Below are 17,736 nucleotides of genomic sequence, written 5' to 3' on the forward strand. Positions count from 1 at the left end.
CTAACTATCTAAATGCTCACCTCAACTTAGGAAATACTCTCTATGCTCAAGGAAAGTTGGATGAGGCGATCGCAGCGTACCGTAAAGCTATTCAAATTGACCCTAACTATCTAAATGCTCACCTCAACTTAGGAAATACTCTCTATGCTCAAGGAAAGTTGGATGAGGCGATCGCAGCGTACCGTAAAGCTATTCAACTTGACCCTAACTATGCAAATGTTCATAACAATTTGAAGGCTGTTTTGAAGGTTAAAGGAGAGAAGAAAAAGTTCTTAGGGCTTTTCTGATATATGAGTAGGAAAAGAGTATTTATAAGAGTAATAAATAATTAAATCACGATTACCTATTAGACAAAGTTTACCAACGTGCCAAACACTTTTTCCGGTTAGCCAACCGAGATGTTGTCAGCATTGTGTTAAGAATGAAAAGGATTGAAATAGGCAATTCTTATGACTATTTGTGAGATTGCTCCGGCGTAGCCCGTCATAGACATCGCCCTTACCGTATATTTATTCAAATTTTTGAGTAAAAATGAAGAAGACTGAAAAAGGATTATTCTCATGACTATTCGTGAAACTGCGATGCCTTCGGCGAGCTTCGCTAACGCAAAATTGCAGCAACTTTCCGAACCACTCCTACAACAAGTGACCGACTTCATTGATTTTGTTATCCACAAACACCAAGTTAAAATTGCTGACAGTCAGCCTGATGAAACGCTTGTGGAAGCATGGTTACAATGGTTTTAGGTTGTAGATTCCTTAGACGTAGCTCCATCTGAACCAGTTAGTAACTATCAGCAACTCCTACTCAGCAAGTATCGGCAACAAGGGCTAGAGCTATGATCCTGTGTGATGCAGGAGTTCTGCTTTGTTTGGTCGATTGCCTACGGCACGCTACGCGAACACACTCAGCCTCAGCACAATGCTTATAAAATCGCAGTGATGCGTTTGGCAAAGCCTCTGGTCACAACTTGGTCATGCCTGACAGAAGCCATGTATCTTGCCCTGCATCGTGGCGGCTGGCAAATGCAAAAACAGTTAGGGCAGCTTCTTTTAGATAAACTGCTGACAGTTTATGAGATTCAGGAGACTGATTACAGCCGTTTATTGGCGCTGATGGAACAATATAGCGATCGCCCGATGGACTTGGCAGATGCTACTCTGGTTCTAGCAGCTGAAAAGACAGGGTATCGTCAAATTCTCACGCTCGATTCAGACTTTTTGTTTTATCGGATTAGCGATCGAGACACCTTTGAAATCATTTCAGTGTAAAGCAATGAGTAACCAAATCACGATTTAGATCAGGTTTAGCAACGCCAGGATGTCCCCTTGAGTAGACTGCGCGTAGCCCGGATTTCTCACTTGTGAGAAATCCGGGCTAACTCCTAACTTTGCGCTCCAGCACTTAAAACTTCTCTAGCCACAAAACAGTCAAGTTGAATTTGTGTTTTCAGAGCTTCTAGAGAAGGAAATTTTTGTTCCGGGCGCAAAAATTTAACTAGCTGCACAACTAGTTTTTTGCCATACAAATCACCAGACCAATCGAGCAGATGTACTTCCGCAGATGAATAAGTACCATTTACAGTGGGGCGATTACCGATATTCATTACGCCCAAACTCTCACTAGGAGTAACATCTGATGTTTCACTGAGAGTGAAAACACGGACAGCGTAAACTCCTTGGCGGGGCAAAAACTTTTCCTTTGGTAGTTGGAGGTTGGCGGTGGGAAAGCCAATTGTTCTGCCCAATTGTTGACCTTGAACGACATCACCAGTTAGGGTGTAGGGGCGTCCTAGCAGGAGATTTGCGTTTTCGATGTCGCCGTACTCAAGGGTTTGGCGGATTAATGAAGTGCTAATACGGGCATCCTGAGTCGGAGTAGTACTGACGCAACTACTTTCGGTGGGCGAGTCACCTGTATAAGTTTGTAAGGGGACGATCGCAACGGGGATATTGTACTTGGCGGCGATTAATTGTAAATCTTTAGCAGTACCACTGCGCTTTTCGCCAAAACAAAAATCCTGCCCGATGCTAATTCGCTGGCATCGCAGTTGTTGCACGAGAATTTTATCAACGAATTCTTCGGGGGTCAAAGCAGATAATTCTTTGTCAAAGGGTAGTAGTACCAGTTGTTCTACCCCAAGCGATCGCAATTGTTGGACTTTTTCATCCAGTGGGGTTAACAAAGTCCGGGGTTGCCCCGTAAAATACTCGTGTGGATGGGGGTCAAAGGTGACAACTGTTGAATAAATATATTCTCTATTCGTCAGTTGTTGATTTTCATTTGACTGCGGACTACTGGCTACTGACAACTGACTACCAGCGTGCAACACTGGTTGAATTACCCTTTGATGACCAAGATGAACACCATCAAACTTGCCAAGGGCAACAGCAGTCGGCGTTAGCAGTTCTTCGCTTGAAGAAGCAAGCCACACAGAACACCCATTTTGAGACAAATTTAGCACGTGGATTCTGAGATTTTAGGTTTATTTTAGCTATCAGCAGAAAGCTACCTTATGGTAAACCGTCTTGAGGAGGACAGCTTTTGTAGACGGTCTGAACTTTCACCAACTGCTCATGAAGTCTTCTGCGATCAGCCAGGATGTTGATGCCACCCTTTTTAGCTATCAGCCAAAAGCCTAATCCACGGGAAGTAGCCCAAGATGGTATCTTGTGCTATCAGCTTGAGAGCTAATTGCTAAGTCCAGATAACCCCAAATACCAGAGCTAAAAAGGCTCTAGTTCCGTGCTGAGACTGCCACGAGGTTTTACCCCGACCATCAGCCGCAATCTTAGGGCATCTGTGGGTGTCTGGCTGTGTTGGTGAATCTATAAAGTCTGTCCTCCTGTTGTCTCCCTGATCCTGTGGCGCTCTGACAACTCTGGGCAAGGCTGTCTCACCGTCCAGTCAACAGGTACGCTCTCATGCTGAAAGCCTCTGATCACCAATCTAATCTAAAATCTCCAATTCCTGCGATCGCAATCTTTAGACAGAAGACTTCGTAATAGGAAAAGATTCTGATAAGGAAACTGATGTGGGAACCTCAAGTACCATTCCTTCCCGTGCCATTATCGCACCAGAAAACTTTGCTGCTGCTTCTTTCCCTACACGATCTAAAAAGTCGTCATCGTGTGCGGGGTCGTGGTGATAAATCACTAGAGTTTTGACATTAGCAGCTTGTGCCACTTTCACCGCTTCTTGCCAAGTAGAATGTCCCCAGCCAATTTTCGGGGATTTTGGGGAGTGATATTCCTCATCAGTGTAGGTAGAATCGTAAATCAGAATGTCGGCATTACGAGCTAGCCACAACACATTGTCATCGAGTCGGTCGGGAAAATGTTCGGTATCAGTAATATAAGTAGCAGCGCCACCACGCCAGTTGACGCGGTATCCTACGGCTTCACCTGGATGATTTAAAGGTGCTGTTTCCAGGGTAAGGTCATCGATGTGGATTGGTTGCCCTGGTCGAATGTCGTAGAAATTTAAATTGGCTTGCATAATCTGCAAGGGTACGGGAAAGTTGGGGTGCAGCATCTGGTCATTGAGGCGCTGTTCTATGGTAGAACCATCAGGTGCGATCGCGCCGTAAATATGAAAGTCATTCCCCTTGGCAAACCCTGGGGTAAAGAAGGGAAAACCCTGCATATGATCCCAGTGAGAGTGGGTAAAAAATATATGAGCTTCTAACGGCATTTGGCGCAATAAAGATTGCCCCAAAACGTGTAGTCCCGTGCCGGCATCGAAAATTAAGCGTTTATCGCCCGCTTGCATTGATATGCAAGGGGTATTACCGCCGTAACGAACGGTGTCTGGACCTGGAGTGGGGATGCTGCCGCGAACGCCCCAAAATTGTACGGTAAATTGGTTCTCTATCCTAGACATAGGTGTTGCTTGCTGGACTGAGCGGGCGATAATTGGAAAAATTGTTACTTATTTTGTCTAAGTTTATGCTGTCTAATCGATTTTGCCAGAGGGAGGATTTCTTGGTAAAACAGCATACTCTGTTTTCGGCTGATTGTGTAAATGTGGATGAGATACTCTCAGGTAGAATTTTCCAGTTTTTGGAAGATATCTGTATCATTTATTTCAAGAGTGTCCCTACGTTATAGCCTACTTTTTCTGGGATGCATTTGAATAGCCCCAGTTTTTCCTGATAAATCAAATGATTCACGGAAACTTGAATTCCCATTCAGACAATTTATCTAGTCCAGTTGCGTAGGTAAGATTGTATTGTAACGGGGTAATACTGATGTAGTTTTTACTTACAACTTGCACGTCTGTCGGTACATTTTGAGGCAGATTTAATCCGGTTGGGGGTTCCACATCCTCAATTACCTCTCCAGTTAACCAGTAGTACGTTTTTCCACGAGGATCAACTCGTTTATCAAACACATCAATGTAATGCCGCACTCCTTGACGGGTGAGAGTAACTCCGGCAATTTCTTCCCATTTGATGGCAGGAATATTGACGTTGAGTAACATTAAATCTGGTAGCGGTCTTTGGGCTAACTGGTCTACGAGAATTTTGGCAAACTTAGCAGCAGGTTTAAAGTCTTTAGATGTGTGACTAGCAAGACTCAGCGCTACACTCGGAATGCCTTCAATTAGACCTTCCATTGCCGCAGAAACAGTGCCAGAATACAGAATTTCAGTTCCCAAATTTGCACCTTGATTAATGCCAGAGAGAACCAAATCAGGGGGAGTTTCTAGCAAAGCCCACAGCGCCAATTTGACACAATCTGAAGGCGTACCATCGCAAGCCCAAGCTTTGACAGTGGGATGAAAAATCTCTTCAACAATTTCGGCGCGAATTGGTTGGTGTAAAGTTAACCCATGTCCAGTTGCCGATCGCTCTCGATCTGGGCAAACTACACTCACATCATGACCTGCGTCTGCCAAGTAGTTGGCTAGGGTACGAATCCCCAAGGCAGAAATGCCGTCATCGTTGCTAATTAGTAATTTCATAGTCATTGGTCATTACTTATTAGTTATTTGTTATTTGTTATTAGCCATTTGTCAATGTCGCAGGTCACAAGCAGCAAAAAAACATATATACTCACTAGTACAGTTACCCATATTTTTGTACCAGTCAAAGTGTCACCCTGACCGACATCCCGCCTAGAACTTAAGTTCTAGGCTAATAGCTCAAGTCCACTTAAGTGGACTGAAATTTTGCCTTTCACTGAGTCTAGTCATGTAAATCGCTTCAAATTTTGTATTTAGTCCTCTTGAGAGGAATGCAAGCTATTAGCCTCGGAATTTATGACAAGGCTCTATGGCAACCAAGCAAAAGATTTATAAAGATGTTGGTAATGACAAAACCTTTAACAAGGGGCTTAAGTCCCAAGTCTTGTTAATTGAGATATTAGCTGGATTTATGCCAAGCTGTATTAGCTCAATCGTCTCTAACTGATAAACAGAGGTTTGGTTTCGACCCTCAGCTTTGATGATGTTAATGGCATAGCTGTAAGTTTATTTATCGAGCAGTTCACAGCTTTTGACTATAGACTAATGACTAATGACCAATGACTAATAACTAATGACTAGCAATTTAGAAGCTCAACTTTTAGCACTGCGGCAGTCAGGAGAAAAAGCGATCGCAGCCGCCGACACCCTAGAACGTCTGGAGGAACTCAGAGTTAACTATCTGGGTAAGAAAGGGGAACTGGGGGCACTGTTGCGAAGTATGGGGCAAATGAGCGCAGAGGAACGACCGAAAATTGGTGCGATCGCTAATACAGTTAAAGAATCCCTGCAAACTAGTCTAGACAAGCAACGCGCCGCCCTGGAATCTGCACAAATTCAAGCTTTGCTAGAGGCGGAAACTCTGGATGTAACTATGCCGGGAATTTACAGCCCCCAAGGTCGCATTCATCCCCTCAATGGTATTATCGACCGGGCGCTGGATATCTTTGTTGGTATGGGCTATACCGTGGCTCAAGGCCCAGAGATGGAAACAGATTACTATAATTTCGAGGCTCTCAATACTCCGCCTGACCACCCCGCCCGTGATATGCAGGATACCTTCTACCTGCCAGATGGGAATCTTCTCCGCACTCATACTTCATCAGTACAAATTCGTTACATGGAAAGAGAAGAACCACCGATTCGGGTTGTGGCTCCAGGGCGAGTTTATCGGCGAGATAATGTAGACGCGACTCACTCAGCTGTTTTCCATCAAATAGAACTTTTAGCCATTGATGAGGGACTAACTTTTACAGACCTCAAAGGCACAATTAAGGTATTTTTACAAGCAATATTTGGCGATTTACCAATTCGCTTCCGCGCCAGTTATTTCCCGTTTACCGAACCCTCCGCTGAAGTGGATTTGCAGTGGAATGGGCGCTGGCTGGAGGTGATGGGCTGCGGTATGGTCGATCCAAATGTACTTAAGTCTGTGGGTTATGACCCAGAAATTTATACTGGGTTTGCTGCCGGTTTTGGTGTAGAACGCTTTGCAATGGTGTTACATCAAATCGATGATATTCGTCGTTTGTATGCTAGCGATTTGCGGTTTTTGCAGCAATTTTAGGCATACGTAATAGTTATGTACTGCAAGCAAGGTAAGAATAAATAATGACCTCAGTTTCCAGGTTAGATCAAGTTCTAGAAAGCATCGAAGACTTATCAGTAGATGAACAAGAAACACTAATTGATCTGATACGTCATCGACTGGCAGAACGGCGGCGTTCTGCAATTGCTGCTAATATCGCTCAAGCACAGGTAGAATACCAGGCGGGTAAAGTGTTCCGTGGTACAGTTACTCAAATAATGGATGAGTTAAGTAAGTGAGAACTGTAGTTCTGGCATCATCGTTTAAACGAGCATTTAAGCGATTGGTAAGACGACAGCCAGAATTACAAGAGCGAATTGAAGAGCGGTTAGTAATGCTAACCGCCGATCCATTTGATCCACTGTTACAGACCCATAAGCTTAAAGGCAAACTGTCTGGAGCTTGGGCGTGTTCAGTTGACTATGATTGTCGCATTGTCTTTAACTTTGTGCAAAATCTAGAATCTGGTGAAGAGGAAATTTTGCTAATTGATATCGGCACTCATGATGAAGTTTACTGAGTTGTAGCTGCTGTCTTAGTATTTTACTACTGACTAATTTTGGATTGAATAATTCCAAATTTAGCATGGTGTAAGCTGATGCAGTTCACTTGGGATGAAAATAAGCGGCAATCAAATTTGGGCAAACACGGGTTTGATTTCGTAGATGCTTCTCAGGTTTTTGAAGGTGGAACATTCACGTTTGAAGATGAACGCTATGCTTATGGAGAACAGCGCTTTATTACACTGGGATTATTGCGGGGGCGAGTGGTTGTGATTGCCCATACGGAAGTTGGGGATGAAATTCGTGTCATTTCGATCAGAGAGGGAACTAAACGTGAGCAATTCATTTTCTTTCAAAGCCTCTCAAACTGATTGGGAGAGGATTGATGCAATGCAAGATGAGGACATTGATCTTTCTGACATTCCAGAAGTGACTGAAGAACAGATGAAGCAAGCGGTGCTGAGGGTTGGCGGAAAACCTGCTGAACGGGGTCAACAAGGTGGCAAACATCTAACGCTTGAGGAATATTTGAAGTATGACGATCGCACGGATAGCCAATATGAACTGGTGGCAGGTGAGTTAGTTGCAATCTCACCCGAAAGCCCAAAAAATGTCCAGATATCTCTCTTTTTGCTGGTAAATTTCCTCAAGTTCGTCCCGGTTAATCGGTTGAGTAACAAAGTTGAAATTGTTGTTGCTGGTTCTCGTGTAACAACTCGTATTCCTGACTTAGTTGTGCTGACGGATGAACTTGCAACAGCCTTAGAAGGTGCAACGCGATCCACAATCACTCTGGATATGCCACCTCCAGCATTAGTTGTTGAAGTCGTTTCTCCTGGCAAAGCTAACGAAGATCGGGACTATCGCTACAAACGTTCTGAGTATGCCGCAAGGGGAATTGCTGAATATTGGATTGTTGATCCACAAATGAACAGAGTTACCGTACTGATATTAGTTGACGGGTTTTATGAAGAAACCAGATTTGTCGGAAATACTGCGATCGCTTCTACTATTTTAAGAGAATTACAGCTAACCACAGAGCAAATACTTAACGCTGGATAAGATTTTAGAAGTGCGATCGCTATCAAACCTTACAACTAAATTTGTCACCTTCGTGGCAGATCAAGAACCCAACTCATGAAGGTACAGCACCCCCTACTCTCCCAAGTTGCCTTAGCGCAGGACTTACCAGAATACAATCTGAAGCGAGGCAATATTGCAACAATTATAGAACATTACCCCATGCCTGAAGGGGAAGAGGACGGGTATAGTCTGGAAGGGTTTGATCTGCCCCATGTAACGATCGAAGTACCAGCATCTCAAATTATCCCCATTGCCCAGTGGCATCAAGAAGAAATGATTTTAGCCAAGTTACGCCAGCTATCTGGAGCGAGGCTGTTACAATTACAAGACTATCTCGATTTTCTCTTGCAAAAAGAAGAGTCTGAGTATCAGAGTTAGGTATGGAGCTTGAGTATTACAAACAGTACTTGCATTATAAAAAACTTGGTTTTCGCACCCAAGCCAGACAACACCTTCAGGCGTTTATTGCTTCATTTGGTTCATTTGCCGAGAAAGAATTGTGGACTTACAAGTTTCTAGAAACTCAAGAATACCAATCTGGGTGGCATATAATCCGCTATGAGCTTTATGAACAGGTTGTATTTCCTGTTCTTTTTAGCGGTTATCAAAAGCGCGATCCTTGGTCAGTTTTATGGCTTGCTCGTACAGCCAACAATTTTTATAAAGTAAAGCATCTCCATAAGCAGATTGACTTTAAAACAGACTATGGGTTACTCAAAGAATGTTACTTGCTCGCTCCCAACAATAATGAAGTACATAAAGACTTACTAAGTATTCAGATTCGATGGCTTCAGTATTGTATTCATGAATATCCAACTGGGATACTATATGGAGCAGTAAATGGAGCAACAATAGACGAATGCCAGGAGATTCTTTCAGAAATTGAGTTTGCTAGAAAACTTGATGTTGAAAAAAATCAAGAAAAATTCCTCAATGAGGTTCAGTCAAAAGTTCTTGAATACATCGTTAGACTTCGGACTTACAAATATCAAGGTGGTCAGTGACTTTCTCTAACCACCTTTTTATTTTTGAGACTTGATTTTATTTAATTAAACGCCAGTTCTGCTGAGTGATTCGTTCTATGTTTGCTGAAACCTCCTCACGCTACGTTACCCGCAACCCGGAAATTTTGAGCGGAGAGCCAATTATTATAGGTACTCGGACATCTGTGCCATTGTCGGTTTGTGGCGATTGGAGATTATGCCAGAAGAAATCCTGAACCATTTACCACATCTAACGCTGGCACAAGTATTTGATGCCTTGAGTTTTTATCTCGATCATCAAGCCGAGATTAATGAATACATTGAGCGAAACCGAGTACCCGATGAATTAATACATCCATCTGTAAAAGCTGTTTAGCGGCAATTGTCGCAATGTCCGCAACGCAAGTTAGCTGCTTCTTTGTCAAAACCAAAGGCATTTAATAAAAACTGCCAACGACACTGCTTTGTAGTCAGATATTGATGCATTTGTTTGGGAGCGTGTAATTGTGTCGGTGGCTGATTTGCCGCTTTTTGCCCAATGGTGTAATGGAAAGGATCAAGCCAGTTTAGCTGACCATTGCTATGGAGTAAAGATAAGGCGATCGCACCATCAGGAAATTGTCGCGTCACTGCATTAACTTCTCCCTGTTTTGGTAATTTTTTCACAAGTTGCTGCGCTATTTGTTGTTGCGATCGCATTTGTTCTTGAAAAAACTCCTGTCTTTGCTTATCCTCTGGATCTAACCACCCCGTAGGTTCACTCACTAATGTCAGCGCTTCGGCCGGTTTCCCATCCCTTCCAGCCCGGCCAATTTCTTGCACATATTCAGACAGCAGATGCGGCGCGTGAAAGTGAATAACCCACCTGACATTGCTTTTATTTATCCCCATACCAAAGGCGCAGGTACAAACCACAAATGGTATTTTACCACTTAACCAACTTGCTTCTACTTCACGGCGTTCTGTTGCACCCAATCCCGCATGATAACTAGCTGTGGCATAACCCATGTCTGCTAACCATTCAGCTAAATCTTCGCTATCTCTCCTAGTACGAACATAAACTAATCCCGATTGTTGCGGTCTATTTTGAATAAACTTTAATAATTGTTGTTTCCTACCTCGTGGTGTCCAAGCAATGCGAACGCTGGGATGCAAGTTAGGACGGTAGGGATTCAAGCGGAAAATCTCTGGTTGCTGTAATTGTAAAACTGTTTGAATAATCTTTTGGGCTAATGGGTCAGCAGTAGCGGTAAAAGCAGCAATACTAATTTTTGTTCCTGGTGGTTTTGATTTTAGTAGTGCAGGACGCACCGCCCCTAATCTGCGATAAGCTGGGCGAAAACTATCACCCCACTGCACTAAACAATGGGCTTCATCTAAAATTAAGCCATTAATTTGCAATTGTGGCTGACATAATCTCTCCCACACTGGCGCACTTAGCAAAGTTTCTGGCGATAAATAAAGTAATCTTAGCTGTTGACGTTCTAAAGCTTGCAGAGTTGCACGGCGTTGAGATGGCGATAATTCACTATGTAAAAGTGCTGCTTTCTGATGGCTTTGTAGTAGTTCCTGTACTTGATTTTCCATCAACGCCACCAAGGGCGAAACTACCAAAGTTAATCCTGTTTGTAGCAGTGCGGGAAGTTGAAAACAAATCGACTTTCCTCCACCTGTAGGCATAATAATCAGCGCATCTTTTTGTGCCAATAAACTGCTGACAATTTCTCCCTGTGGTGGACGAAAATCTTCATAACCCCAGATTTTTTGAAAAGCTGCGCGGACTTCTTGCCAAGATTTTGTTGTATCCTGATTCATAATCAATGGTAGATGTACCAATATCCTTGAATACTGAATATAGCCTCTCTTATCCAGCTAATGGTTCAGTATTTTCATCATCTTAGGTTGCAACGCACTGGCTTCAAGAATGAATTAGAATTAATTATTATGCATTTAATATATTTAGGACTTACGCACAAGTTACGGAATAACGAACCACAGAGGCGCAGAGGACACAGAGAAATCAGAGTTTGAGAGATATTTTGCGTAAGTCCTAATATTTATTACAACAGTTTTCATGTATTTGAACCACATCTTTCGTAAGGGCACAGCAATGCTTATACGTGTGAACTTAACGTGAAATCCAGTCTATAACTAGCTTTTAGAGATTGTCTCGTCAAGAGTCTGCGACTGGGAATGCCTAATGGGGGGCTGCCGCCTCAAGACTTGCGGCTCTGCCGCAATTGAGAAACGCTATAGCGCTCCTAGTTGTTTACTAAAAGCGCTGATCAAGCGAACTATTTGACTACGAAAAAATAAAAATTAGTGACTGTTCTGATTTTGGGAATGGAAGGGACAACCGCCTGCCGTTAATTTCTCAAGAAAGACATTATTATCAAAATAATGCTCTAAAAGCTCAATCTTCAAATCATCAGTCACGCGAGCAATACTAACTCCTACGATTTCTACTGTTTCTCCTGTGGGTGCATAGTCTTTATAGGAACCATTAAATGTTCCCCAATGTCGCCACTTAAAGGTTACATTAGGCGGCCCCGATAGGACTTCTGTTAATTCCCAAAGAAAGCCATTATGAAAGGCATTATGAAAAACCTCAAATGAAGATTCAAAGGTTTCTGTTTCAGAGCTATAATGCTCACTTTCACCCAGAAACAGGTTATAAGTACCTTCCTGGGCGACCTCTTGAGCAGTGAATTGCTGTCCGCCATTGCTACTCATCCTAAACTTATCAGTAACAATCGAAAGCCACTGTTGAGGATTAGATTTATTAGAAGCTTCCATCTCAAAAGTGCGGACTAAATTTTGAGCGATCGCTTCTAAAGAACCTTCTGGATGCTGAAATTTGCTTTCTTGATGAAGAAATTCATTGGTGTAAGAATAATCTGGGCGTTTTCCTTCTCGCCACTGTACTTCTTGATCATGAGCAATAACTATATCTCTATCTTGTACCCAGAGCGGCAATTCTGGAGTTTTTTCGTTACTCATACAACCCGATTGAGTATAAACATCATTTTTGATCATAAAGTTTTATGGATATGAGGTAAATCTAAAAATCTGAAAAAGTAAAAAATATTTATAATGCAATACCGTTCAGTTAAAGTTATTTGTAGGATTTTTCGGTGTCTAGAGATCTTACATTACAACGTCTCTACATTCTTACAAAAAGCTGAAAAAGAGCAAAAGAAACGACAGATAAACACTTATATTTATCTGTGTTTATCTGTCGTTCTATTTAACAAATCTCAACTTATGCAAAAGGTCTAATGCAGTGCAGTTACTTCCTCTGGCTTTTCTTGAGTTTGCAATGCAGAATACAACCTATTCAGCGCATTTACATAAGCTTGAGCGGATGCCACGATGATATCTGTGTTCGCCGCATGACCGGAAAATACCCTAGATTGATAACGTAAACGAATCGTCACTTCTCCAATGGCATCAATGCCGCCTGTTACTGACTGGACAGAAAACTCAATCAACTCGTTGGGCACATTCACCACCCGATTGATGGCTTTGTAAACTGCATCCACTGGCCCAGTACCGATCGCAGCATCGGTTAATTCTTCACCTTCTGGGGTGCGGAGGGTAACTGTAGCAGTGGGACGGGCGTTGCTACCACAGGAAACTTGCACCAACTCTACACGGAACAAATCGGGCGCTTGTTGGATCTCATCGTTAACGATCGCTTCCAAATCCCAATCAGAAATTTCTTTCTTTTTATCTGCTACATCTTTGAATCTGACAAATGCTTTATTTAATTCAGTATCCGACAGTTCAAAGCCCAATTCTTTCAACCGAGTGCGGAAAGCATTTCTCCCTGAATGTTTACCCAAAACTATTTGATTGTCTGCTAAGCCAATCAATTGGGCATCCATAATTTCGTAGGTGAGCCTGTTTTTTAACACACCATCTTGGTGAATCCCAGACTCATGGGCAAAGGCATTCGCCCCAACGATCGCTTTATTTGCTTGTACTAACATTCCCGTCAAATTAGAAACTAAGCGTGAAGTTTTGTAAATTTGCTTAGTGTCGATATTTGTCAGGGATTCTTGAGAATCTGCTGGTCTTCCCAAATAGGGGTTAAAATATTGTCGTCGCACATGCAAGGCCATCACCAATTCTTCTAGTGATGCATTTCCGGCACGTTCGCCAATCCCATTAATCGTACATTCTAGTTGCCGTGCGCCATTTTTCACGGCTTCTAAAAAGTTAGCAACTGCCAAGCCTAAATCATTATGACCGTGAACGGAAATAATCGCTTGGTCGATATTGGGGACATTTTCGATAATCCCCTTAATTATGGCTCCAAATTCGCTAGGGGTAGTGTAACCCACAGTATCGGGAATGTTAACTGTTGTTGCACCAGCTGCGATCGCTCCCTCTAACACTTGGTAAAGAAATTCTGGATCGGTACGAGCCGCATCCATCGGCGAAAATTCGACATCTGTCATGAAGGACTTGGCATAAGCTACCATTTCTTGGGCGATCGCTAACACTTCTGCCCGTGACTTCCGCAACTGATACTCTAAATGAATATCAGAAGTGGAAATAAATGTGTGAATTCTGGCGTTAACTGCTGGTTTTAAGGCTTCGGCGGCGGCTTCAATATCTGCTTTAATCGCTCTTGCTAAACTGCAAATTACCGGGCCATTTTCTGTGCCGACAATTTGGGAAATCTTCTTAACTGCTTCAAAATCTCCCGGACTAGCAAAGGCAAAGCCGGCCTCAATGACGTCTACACCCAGACGCGCCAATTGCTTGGCAATTACTAGCTTTTCGTCTATATTCAGAGTTGCTCCTGGACACTGCTCTCCATCTCGCAATGTCGTATCAAAAATGATGATTCGATCTGTTTTGTTTCTCATTTGCGGTTTGTTGTTTAGTTTCTAGTTGCGGCTCAATATATCTTCAACTTAGTTTTTCTTTTACTCTTACCTTTGTAAATAATTGCTAAGGCTACTAACCTTCGGTTTTTTCTATTTGTTCTCTGATATCATTTAAATCTATATATCTATCAGTAGCATTCCGTAGCTCTCTAGCGATCATTCCTTCTGTTGATACTACCGTAATATGTGTATTTTTGGAGCGTAATAGTTCGATTGCTCTTTCAAAATCTCCATCGCCACTGAATAATACTACTCGGTCATACTGGTCTACTGTATTAAACATATCTACAACAATTTCAATATCTAAATTCGCTTTTTGCGAGTAACGACCAGACGTATCATCATAATATTCTTTAAGAATTTTAGTTCTGACTGTATATCCTAGACTAATTAGAGCATCTCTAAAACCTCGCTGATCTTGTGGGTCTTTTAAGCCAGTGTACCAGAATGCATTAATTAATGTTGTTTCTGATTGCTCATGTTTGAAGTATTCTAAGACTCGCCGGGGGTCAAAAAACCAGCCATTTTTTTGTTGAGCATAGAACATATTGTTTCCGTCTACAAAAATAGACAGACGATTCATTGGAGAACCCATACAAATTTACACCTAATAATATAAATGAATTTAGACGGAACAATAGATTATAGCAATTCTCAAATGACAAGTTTGCTAATATCTATAAAGTAGCTCTTTATCTATAGCTTTTATCCTACCTCTTTCAAAGCATAAAAACGGCTGCAATATTGGAGTTGAGATATTGGGTGCTAAACCTTATTCACCTCCGGCACTGCAAGAGCCACTCTGTGATCAAAATCTACCAATAAAATTGACTGAGTGGCAGCATTCATCGCTGCATAACACTAAATTTTACTCCTAAAGAGGTATAGCATAGACTTAGGGTAGGATATAAGTTAATGCCTATCTAGAGGTCAAGCTTTCAGTATCAGGACACGCTTTGTCGAAAGTACGAATATTGCGCCAGAGACAGAAGCAACTTGGGACAGCTTCTGGTAGATCATCGACTTCAGAGCCTACCTGTTGGTTGGGCTGGGGTAAAATCTCGCCGCAACCAAATACACAGGGGGAGTATATCCGGCTCTGATCTGTGGGACAATCACTAGTTGTAACTCACTCAACACAAAAAGAATAAGTTAGCCAATGACTGAGTAGGAATCTTTTGGGGCTAGCTCTGGTAATAAAAGTTTGTTGATGAATAGAAGATACTTTACAAATGTATAAGATTGTCATTTAAGTCTGATTTCAATGAGCTTGTACTAAAACGTGGTCTGAATAAATAAAAGTGTTGGACTTAAATCAATCAGTAACACGATATGGCAGAAGAACCTACATCTACCTTAACTAAAAACTATGTCTCTGCTGCCAATAGACTGTCAAGTAAACCGACAAAAGTAACTTTGACAGTATCGGCTCGCCAGTCCAAGTGGATGGTTCGCTTAGGTCATCTCCTCGCTGGTGCTTGGGTAATCGGGGCAGCACTGCTGAGTGCTTCTGGTTGGGAGTTGGTTGAATTGAGCGAAAATCAGGCGCGATCTGATTTTTTTCAACTGCGTGGGCCGATTGTGCCTCCAGAAGACATCGTAATTTTAGCAATAGACGATCAATCAATATCAGTTCCCGAACAGTACTATAAAACAGATCCAAAACAATATGCCTACCTAGAAATACTGAAATCTTATCCTTATCAACGTGCTGCATATGCTCAAGTAATCACAAAGTTAATCAAAGCAGGTGCCCGCTCTGTAGCGGTAGATGTCGTTTTTGACACGCCAAGTAGTTATGGAGTTACTGACGATCGCCAACTCCAGGCAGCATTACAAAAATATGGCAGCAAAGTTACCTTAGCAGCCGTCTACGAAAATTCCCAGACGCGCCAAGGGTCTTTTATGCAACTGATAGATCCCCAACAGATGTTTCGTACCGGATCAGTGTCGATTAGCTCAGTGAATTTCCCCGTGGAGGTGGATGGTAAAGTTCATCGATTGGGGAGTGAGTTTTCTAAGTTGTTACCTGAAGATAATTTGATCGAGAAGCTACCCTCTTTTGATCAAGCAGCGCTCAGGACAGCACAAGTAAATTATCCCCGACCAAAGGGCGATCGCATTAATTTTTGGGGGTCTGCGGGTACATTTGAGCAAATACCCTTTTGGCACGTACTCGACCCACAAAACTGGAACACCTATTTACAGCAGGGAAAGGTCTTCAAAAACAAGATCGTGCTGATTGGTGCAACAGATAAGTTAAACAATGATTATTATCCAGTTGCTGCTAGCAACAGCAATAAACCGATGTCAGGCGTGGAAATTCACGCCAATGCGATCGCCACTTTGATGCAAGGTAAAGCGATCGCTCCAGGAATTAACAATCCACGGTTGCAGGGTTTGTTTGTGCTAATTCTAGTTGGCAGTACAGCCTTGATGATTAGCCGACGCAAGCGTAGTATCAATAGATTTCTATATAGCCTCGCCTTCTCTGGCACTTGGGTAGGAATAAGCTATGGGTTATTTGTCAATGGTCAGTTAATTTTTCCCACTACTGTACCAACGATCGCGATCGCGATGATCGGACTTTCCTACCTGGGAACCTCATTAGTCAGAGAAAGCATCAAAAAACGCCAATTAGTAGATATTTTTCAGAAGTATAAAACTTCCACCGTTGTCCAAGAGATTATCAGCCAACAAGATGACTTCCAAGGACTAATCCAGGAACGAGATTTAGCCTTATCAGGAAAAGTACTGGCTCGACGCTACAAAATTGTCAAAGTTCTCGGTTCCGGTGGATTCAGCGAAACCTATATTGCCGAAGATACCCAACGTCCTGGTAATCCGCGATGTGTTGTCAAGCAACTAAAACCAGCCAACACCAAACCCGAAGGATTGCAAATTGCCAGACGTTTTTTTAACTCAGAAGCGCAAACACTAGAAAAATTGGGAACGCACGCTCAAATCCCCCAACTTTTGGCGTATTTTGAAGAAGATGAAGAATTTTATTTAGTGCAAGAACAGATAATTGGTCATCCTTTAAATCAGGAACTCTCAGCAGGTAGAGCAATTGATGAAATTGCAGTGATCAAAATTGTCAGGGATTTATTGCAAACATTAACATTTATCCATAAAAACAACGTGATTCATCGGGATATTAAGCCCAGCAATATCATCCGGCGACATTCAGACGGTAAACTGGTACTGATTGACTTTGGAGCAGTCAAAGAAGTTAGCACAAAACAGCTTGATAGTCAAGAGCAAACCCCCTTCACCGTTGGCATTGGTACTCAGGGTTACGCACCAAGCGAGCAATGTTTTGGGCGTCCACACTACAGTAGTGATATCTATGCAGTCGGCATGCTTGGGATTAAAGCCTTGACTGGGATAGCGCCCCGTCAGCTAGATAGAGACGCTGATGGAGAGATCAAATGGAGCGATGCCTACGGCGGTAAACTACGCCCACAAGTGAGCCACGCCCTAGCGAAGATTCTTAGTAAAATGGTGCTGGATGACTTCAAACAGCGATATCAGTCTGCATCAGAGGCTCTTGAGGCTCTTGAGGATCTTGAAGCTTTTGACGATGTTGTAAATTCCCAAAGCATATACCCTATACCACAGGATGATTCATTAATGAATACTTTAGACGATTTAGGCGCTCCCACAAAATCTTGCTCAGAAGGACAAAGGGGACAAGATTAACAATTCAAATTACG

General features: G+C 42.5%; 19 protein-coding genes. 12 read left to right on the forward strand and 7 right to left on the reverse strand.

All coding sequences use genetic code 11. The annotated features are described in order from the left end of the window. The 3 genes from V7K31_RS03025 to V7K31_RS03035 form a co-directional block, all read left to right on the forward strand. Positions 1-287, forward strand: a 287-nt coding sequence (locus V7K31_RS03025) for a tetratricopeptide repeat protein (RefSeq protein ID WP_335092513.1), incomplete at its 5' end; no start/stop codon positions are given. Positions 288-560: 273 nt separating this feature from the next. Next, positions 561-746: a hypothetical protein gene (locus V7K31_RS03030; RefSeq protein WP_335092515.1), complete on the forward strand. Its 186-nt coding sequence runs from the start codon at positions 561-563 to the stop codon at positions 744-746. A 105-nt stretch (positions 747-851) separates the two neighbouring features. After that, complete coding sequence (locus V7K31_RS03035) at positions 852-1,271, forward strand: type II toxin-antitoxin system VapC family toxin (protein ID WP_442941200.1); 420 nt, start codon at positions 852-854, stop codon at positions 1,269-1,271. 113 nt (positions 1,272-1,384) lie between these two features. Here the strand turns inward: V7K31_RS03035 and V7K31_RS03040 are convergent, their stop codons facing one another. From V7K31_RS03040 to surE, 3 genes are all read right to left on the reverse strand, one after another. Then, the gene (locus tag V7K31_RS03040; protein WP_335092519.1) at positions 1,385-2,464 is read right to left on the reverse strand and encodes a bifunctional riboflavin kinase/FAD synthetase; all 1,080 of its coding nucleotides are present in this window, start codon (positions 2,462-2,464) and stop codon (positions 1,385-1,387) included. Between the two features lie 521 nt (positions 2,465-2,985). Next, positions 2,986-3,882 (reverse strand): MBL fold metallo-hydrolase, encoded by an 897-nt coding sequence (locus tag V7K31_RS03045; protein WP_335092521.1) that lies wholly within the window; start codon positions 3,880-3,882, stop codon positions 2,986-2,988. Between the two features lie 285 nt (positions 3,883-4,167). Then, positions 4,168-4,965: a 5'/3'-nucleotidase SurE gene (surE, locus tag V7K31_RS03050; RefSeq protein WP_335092628.1), complete on the reverse strand. Its 798-nt coding sequence runs from the start codon at positions 4,963-4,965 to the stop codon at positions 4,168-4,170. 574 nt (positions 4,966-5,539) lie between these two features. On the opposite strand from surE, the gene pheS reads away from it, so the two are divergent. The 8 genes from pheS to V7K31_RS03090 all read left to right on the forward strand — a co-directional run bounded on the left by pheS (position 5,540) and on the right by V7K31_RS03090 (position 9,498). Next, a complete protein-coding gene (gene pheS / locus V7K31_RS03055) occupies positions 5,540-6,532 on the forward strand; it encodes a phenylalanine--tRNA ligase subunit alpha (protein WP_335092522.1) in 993 nt (330 codons plus the stop codon). Positions 6,533-6,576: 44 nt separating this feature from the next. Beyond that, on the forward strand, positions 6,577-6,792 hold the full coding sequence (locus V7K31_RS03060; RefSeq protein ID WP_335092523.1) for a hypothetical protein: 216 nt from the start codon (positions 6,577-6,579) through the stop codon (positions 6,790-6,792). Then, positions 6,789-7,073, forward strand: a complete 285-nt coding sequence (locus V7K31_RS03065; RefSeq protein ID WP_335092525.1) for a type II toxin-antitoxin system RelE/ParE family toxin — start codon at positions 6,789-6,791, stop codon at positions 7,071-7,073. Before V7K31_RS03060 ends, V7K31_RS03065 begins: the two co-directional genes overlap by 4 nt. A 78-nt stretch (positions 7,074-7,151) precedes the next feature. Next, on the forward strand, positions 7,152-7,427 hold the full coding sequence (locus V7K31_RS03070) for a BrnT family toxin (protein ID WP_335092527.1): 276 nt from the start codon (positions 7,152-7,154) through the stop codon (positions 7,425-7,427). 73 nt (positions 7,428-7,500) lie between these two features. After that, entirely contained in the window at positions 7,501-8,118 is a 618-nt protein-coding gene (locus V7K31_RS03075) for a Uma2 family endonuclease (protein ID WP_335092629.1), read from the forward strand. Between the two features lie 75 nt (positions 8,119-8,193). After that, the gene (locus V7K31_RS03080) at positions 8,194-8,517 is read left to right on the forward strand and encodes a DUF4926 domain-containing protein (protein ID WP_335092529.1); all 324 of its coding nucleotides are present in this window, start codon (positions 8,194-8,196) and stop codon (positions 8,515-8,517) included. A gap of 2 nt (positions 8,518-8,519) precedes the next feature. Beyond that, complete coding sequence (locus tag V7K31_RS03085) at positions 8,520-9,143, forward strand: hypothetical protein (protein WP_335092531.1); 624 nt, start codon at positions 8,520-8,522, stop codon at positions 9,141-9,143. A gap of 196 nt (positions 9,144-9,339) precedes the next feature. Beyond that, positions 9,340-9,498 carry a DUF433 domain-containing protein gene (locus V7K31_RS03090; protein ID WP_335092533.1) on the forward strand — a complete coding sequence of 53 codons (159 nt, stop codon included), beginning with the start codon at positions 9,340-9,342 and terminating at the stop codon, positions 9,496-9,498. On the opposite strand, the gene V7K31_RS03095 is transcribed toward V7K31_RS03090, so the two are convergent. From V7K31_RS03095 to V7K31_RS03110, 4 genes are all read right to left on the reverse strand, one after another. Further along, positions 9,495-10,937, reverse strand: coding sequence for a RecQ family ATP-dependent DNA helicase (locus tag V7K31_RS03095; RefSeq protein WP_335092535.1), 1,443 nt, complete (start codon positions 10,935-10,937; stop codon positions 9,495-9,497). The two genes, V7K31_RS03090 and V7K31_RS03095, sit on opposite strands and share 4 nt — an antisense overlap. Before the next feature lie 504 nt (positions 10,938-11,441). Continuing rightward, the gene (locus tag V7K31_RS03100) at positions 11,442-12,122 is read right to left on the reverse strand and encodes a SnoaL-like polyketide cyclase (RefSeq protein ID WP_335092537.1); all 681 of its coding nucleotides are present in this window, start codon (positions 12,120-12,122) and stop codon (positions 11,442-11,444) included. A gap of 275 nt (positions 12,123-12,397) precedes the next feature. Continuing rightward, the gene (locus V7K31_RS03105) at positions 12,398-13,999 is read right to left on the reverse strand and encodes a 2-isopropylmalate synthase (RefSeq protein ID WP_335092539.1); all 1,602 of its coding nucleotides are present in this window, start codon (positions 13,997-13,999) and stop codon (positions 12,398-12,400) included. 94 nt (positions 14,000-14,093) lie between these two features. Continuing rightward, on the reverse strand, positions 14,094-14,615 hold the full coding sequence (locus V7K31_RS03110) for a LabA-like NYN domain-containing protein (protein ID WP_196517317.1): 522 nt from the start codon (positions 14,613-14,615) through the stop codon (positions 14,094-14,096). Between the two features lie 737 nt (positions 14,616-15,352). On the opposite strand from V7K31_RS03110, the gene V7K31_RS03115 reads away from it, so the two are divergent. Continuing rightward, positions 15,353-17,722, forward strand: coding sequence for a CHASE2 domain-containing serine/threonine-protein kinase (locus tag V7K31_RS03115; protein ID WP_335092541.1), 2,370 nt, complete (start codon positions 15,353-15,355; stop codon positions 17,720-17,722). Positions 17,723-17,736: the final 14 nt, after the last annotated feature.

Origin of the sequence: Nostoc sp., assembly GCF_036917675.1 — a bacterium.
Lineage (GTDB): Bacteria > Cyanobacteriota > Cyanobacteriia > Cyanobacteriales > Nostocaceae > Nostoc.

Excerpts from the sequence above, each read along its gene's own strand:
- V7K31_RS03030 (WP_335092515.1), top strand. The coding sequence starts at position 561 with ATGACTATTCGTGAAACTGCGATGCCTTCGGCGAGCTTCGCTAACGCA.
- V7K31_RS03035 (WP_442941200.1), top strand. The coding sequence starts at position 852 with ATGCAGGAGTTCTGCTTTGTTTGGTCGATTGCCTACGGCACGCTACGC.
- V7K31_RS03045 (WP_335092521.1), bottom strand. The coding sequence starts at position 3,882 with ATGTCTAGGATAGAGAACCAATTTACCGTACAATTTTGGGGCGTTCGC.
- surE (WP_335092628.1), bottom strand. The coding sequence starts at position 4,965 with ATGAAATTACTAATTAGCAACGATGACGGCATTTCTGCCTTGGGGATT.
- pheS (WP_335092522.1), top strand. The coding sequence starts at position 5,540 with ATGACTAGCAATTTAGAAGCTCAACTTTTAGCACTGCGGCAGTCAGGA.
- V7K31_RS03060 (WP_335092523.1), top strand. The coding sequence starts at position 6,577 with ATGACCTCAGTTTCCAGGTTAGATCAAGTTCTAGAAAGCATCGAAGAC.
- V7K31_RS03070 (WP_335092527.1), top strand. The coding sequence starts at position 7,152 with ATGCAGTTCACTTGGGATGAAAATAAGCGGCAATCAAATTTGGGCAAA.
- V7K31_RS03075 (WP_335092629.1), top strand. The coding sequence starts at position 7,501 with ATGAAGCAAGCGGTGCTGAGGGTTGGCGGAAAACCTGCTGAACGGGGT.
- V7K31_RS03080 (WP_335092529.1), top strand. The coding sequence starts at position 8,194 with ATGAAGGTACAGCACCCCCTACTCTCCCAAGTTGCCTTAGCGCAGGAC.
- V7K31_RS03085 (WP_335092531.1), top strand. The coding sequence starts at position 8,520 with ATGGAGCTTGAGTATTACAAACAGTACTTGCATTATAAAAAACTTGGT.
- V7K31_RS03090 (WP_335092533.1), top strand. The coding sequence starts at position 9,340 with ATGCCAGAAGAAATCCTGAACCATTTACCACATCTAACGCTGGCACAA.
- V7K31_RS03095 (WP_335092535.1), bottom strand. The coding sequence starts at position 10,937 with ATGAATCAGGATACAACAAAATCTTGGCAAGAAGTCCGCGCAGCTTTT.
- V7K31_RS03100 (WP_335092537.1), bottom strand. The coding sequence starts at position 12,122 with ATGAGTAACGAAAAAACTCCAGAATTGCCGCTCTGGGTACAAGATAGA.
- V7K31_RS03105 (WP_335092539.1), bottom strand. The coding sequence starts at position 13,999 with ATGAGAAACAAAACAGATCGAATCATCATTTTTGATACGACATTGCGA.
- V7K31_RS03110 (WP_196517317.1), bottom strand. The coding sequence starts at position 14,615 with ATGGGTTCTCCAATGAATCGTCTGTCTATTTTTGTAGACGGAAACAAT.
- V7K31_RS03115 (WP_335092541.1), top strand. The coding sequence starts at position 15,353 with ATGGCAGAAGAACCTACATCTACCTTAACTAAAAACTATGTCTCTGCT.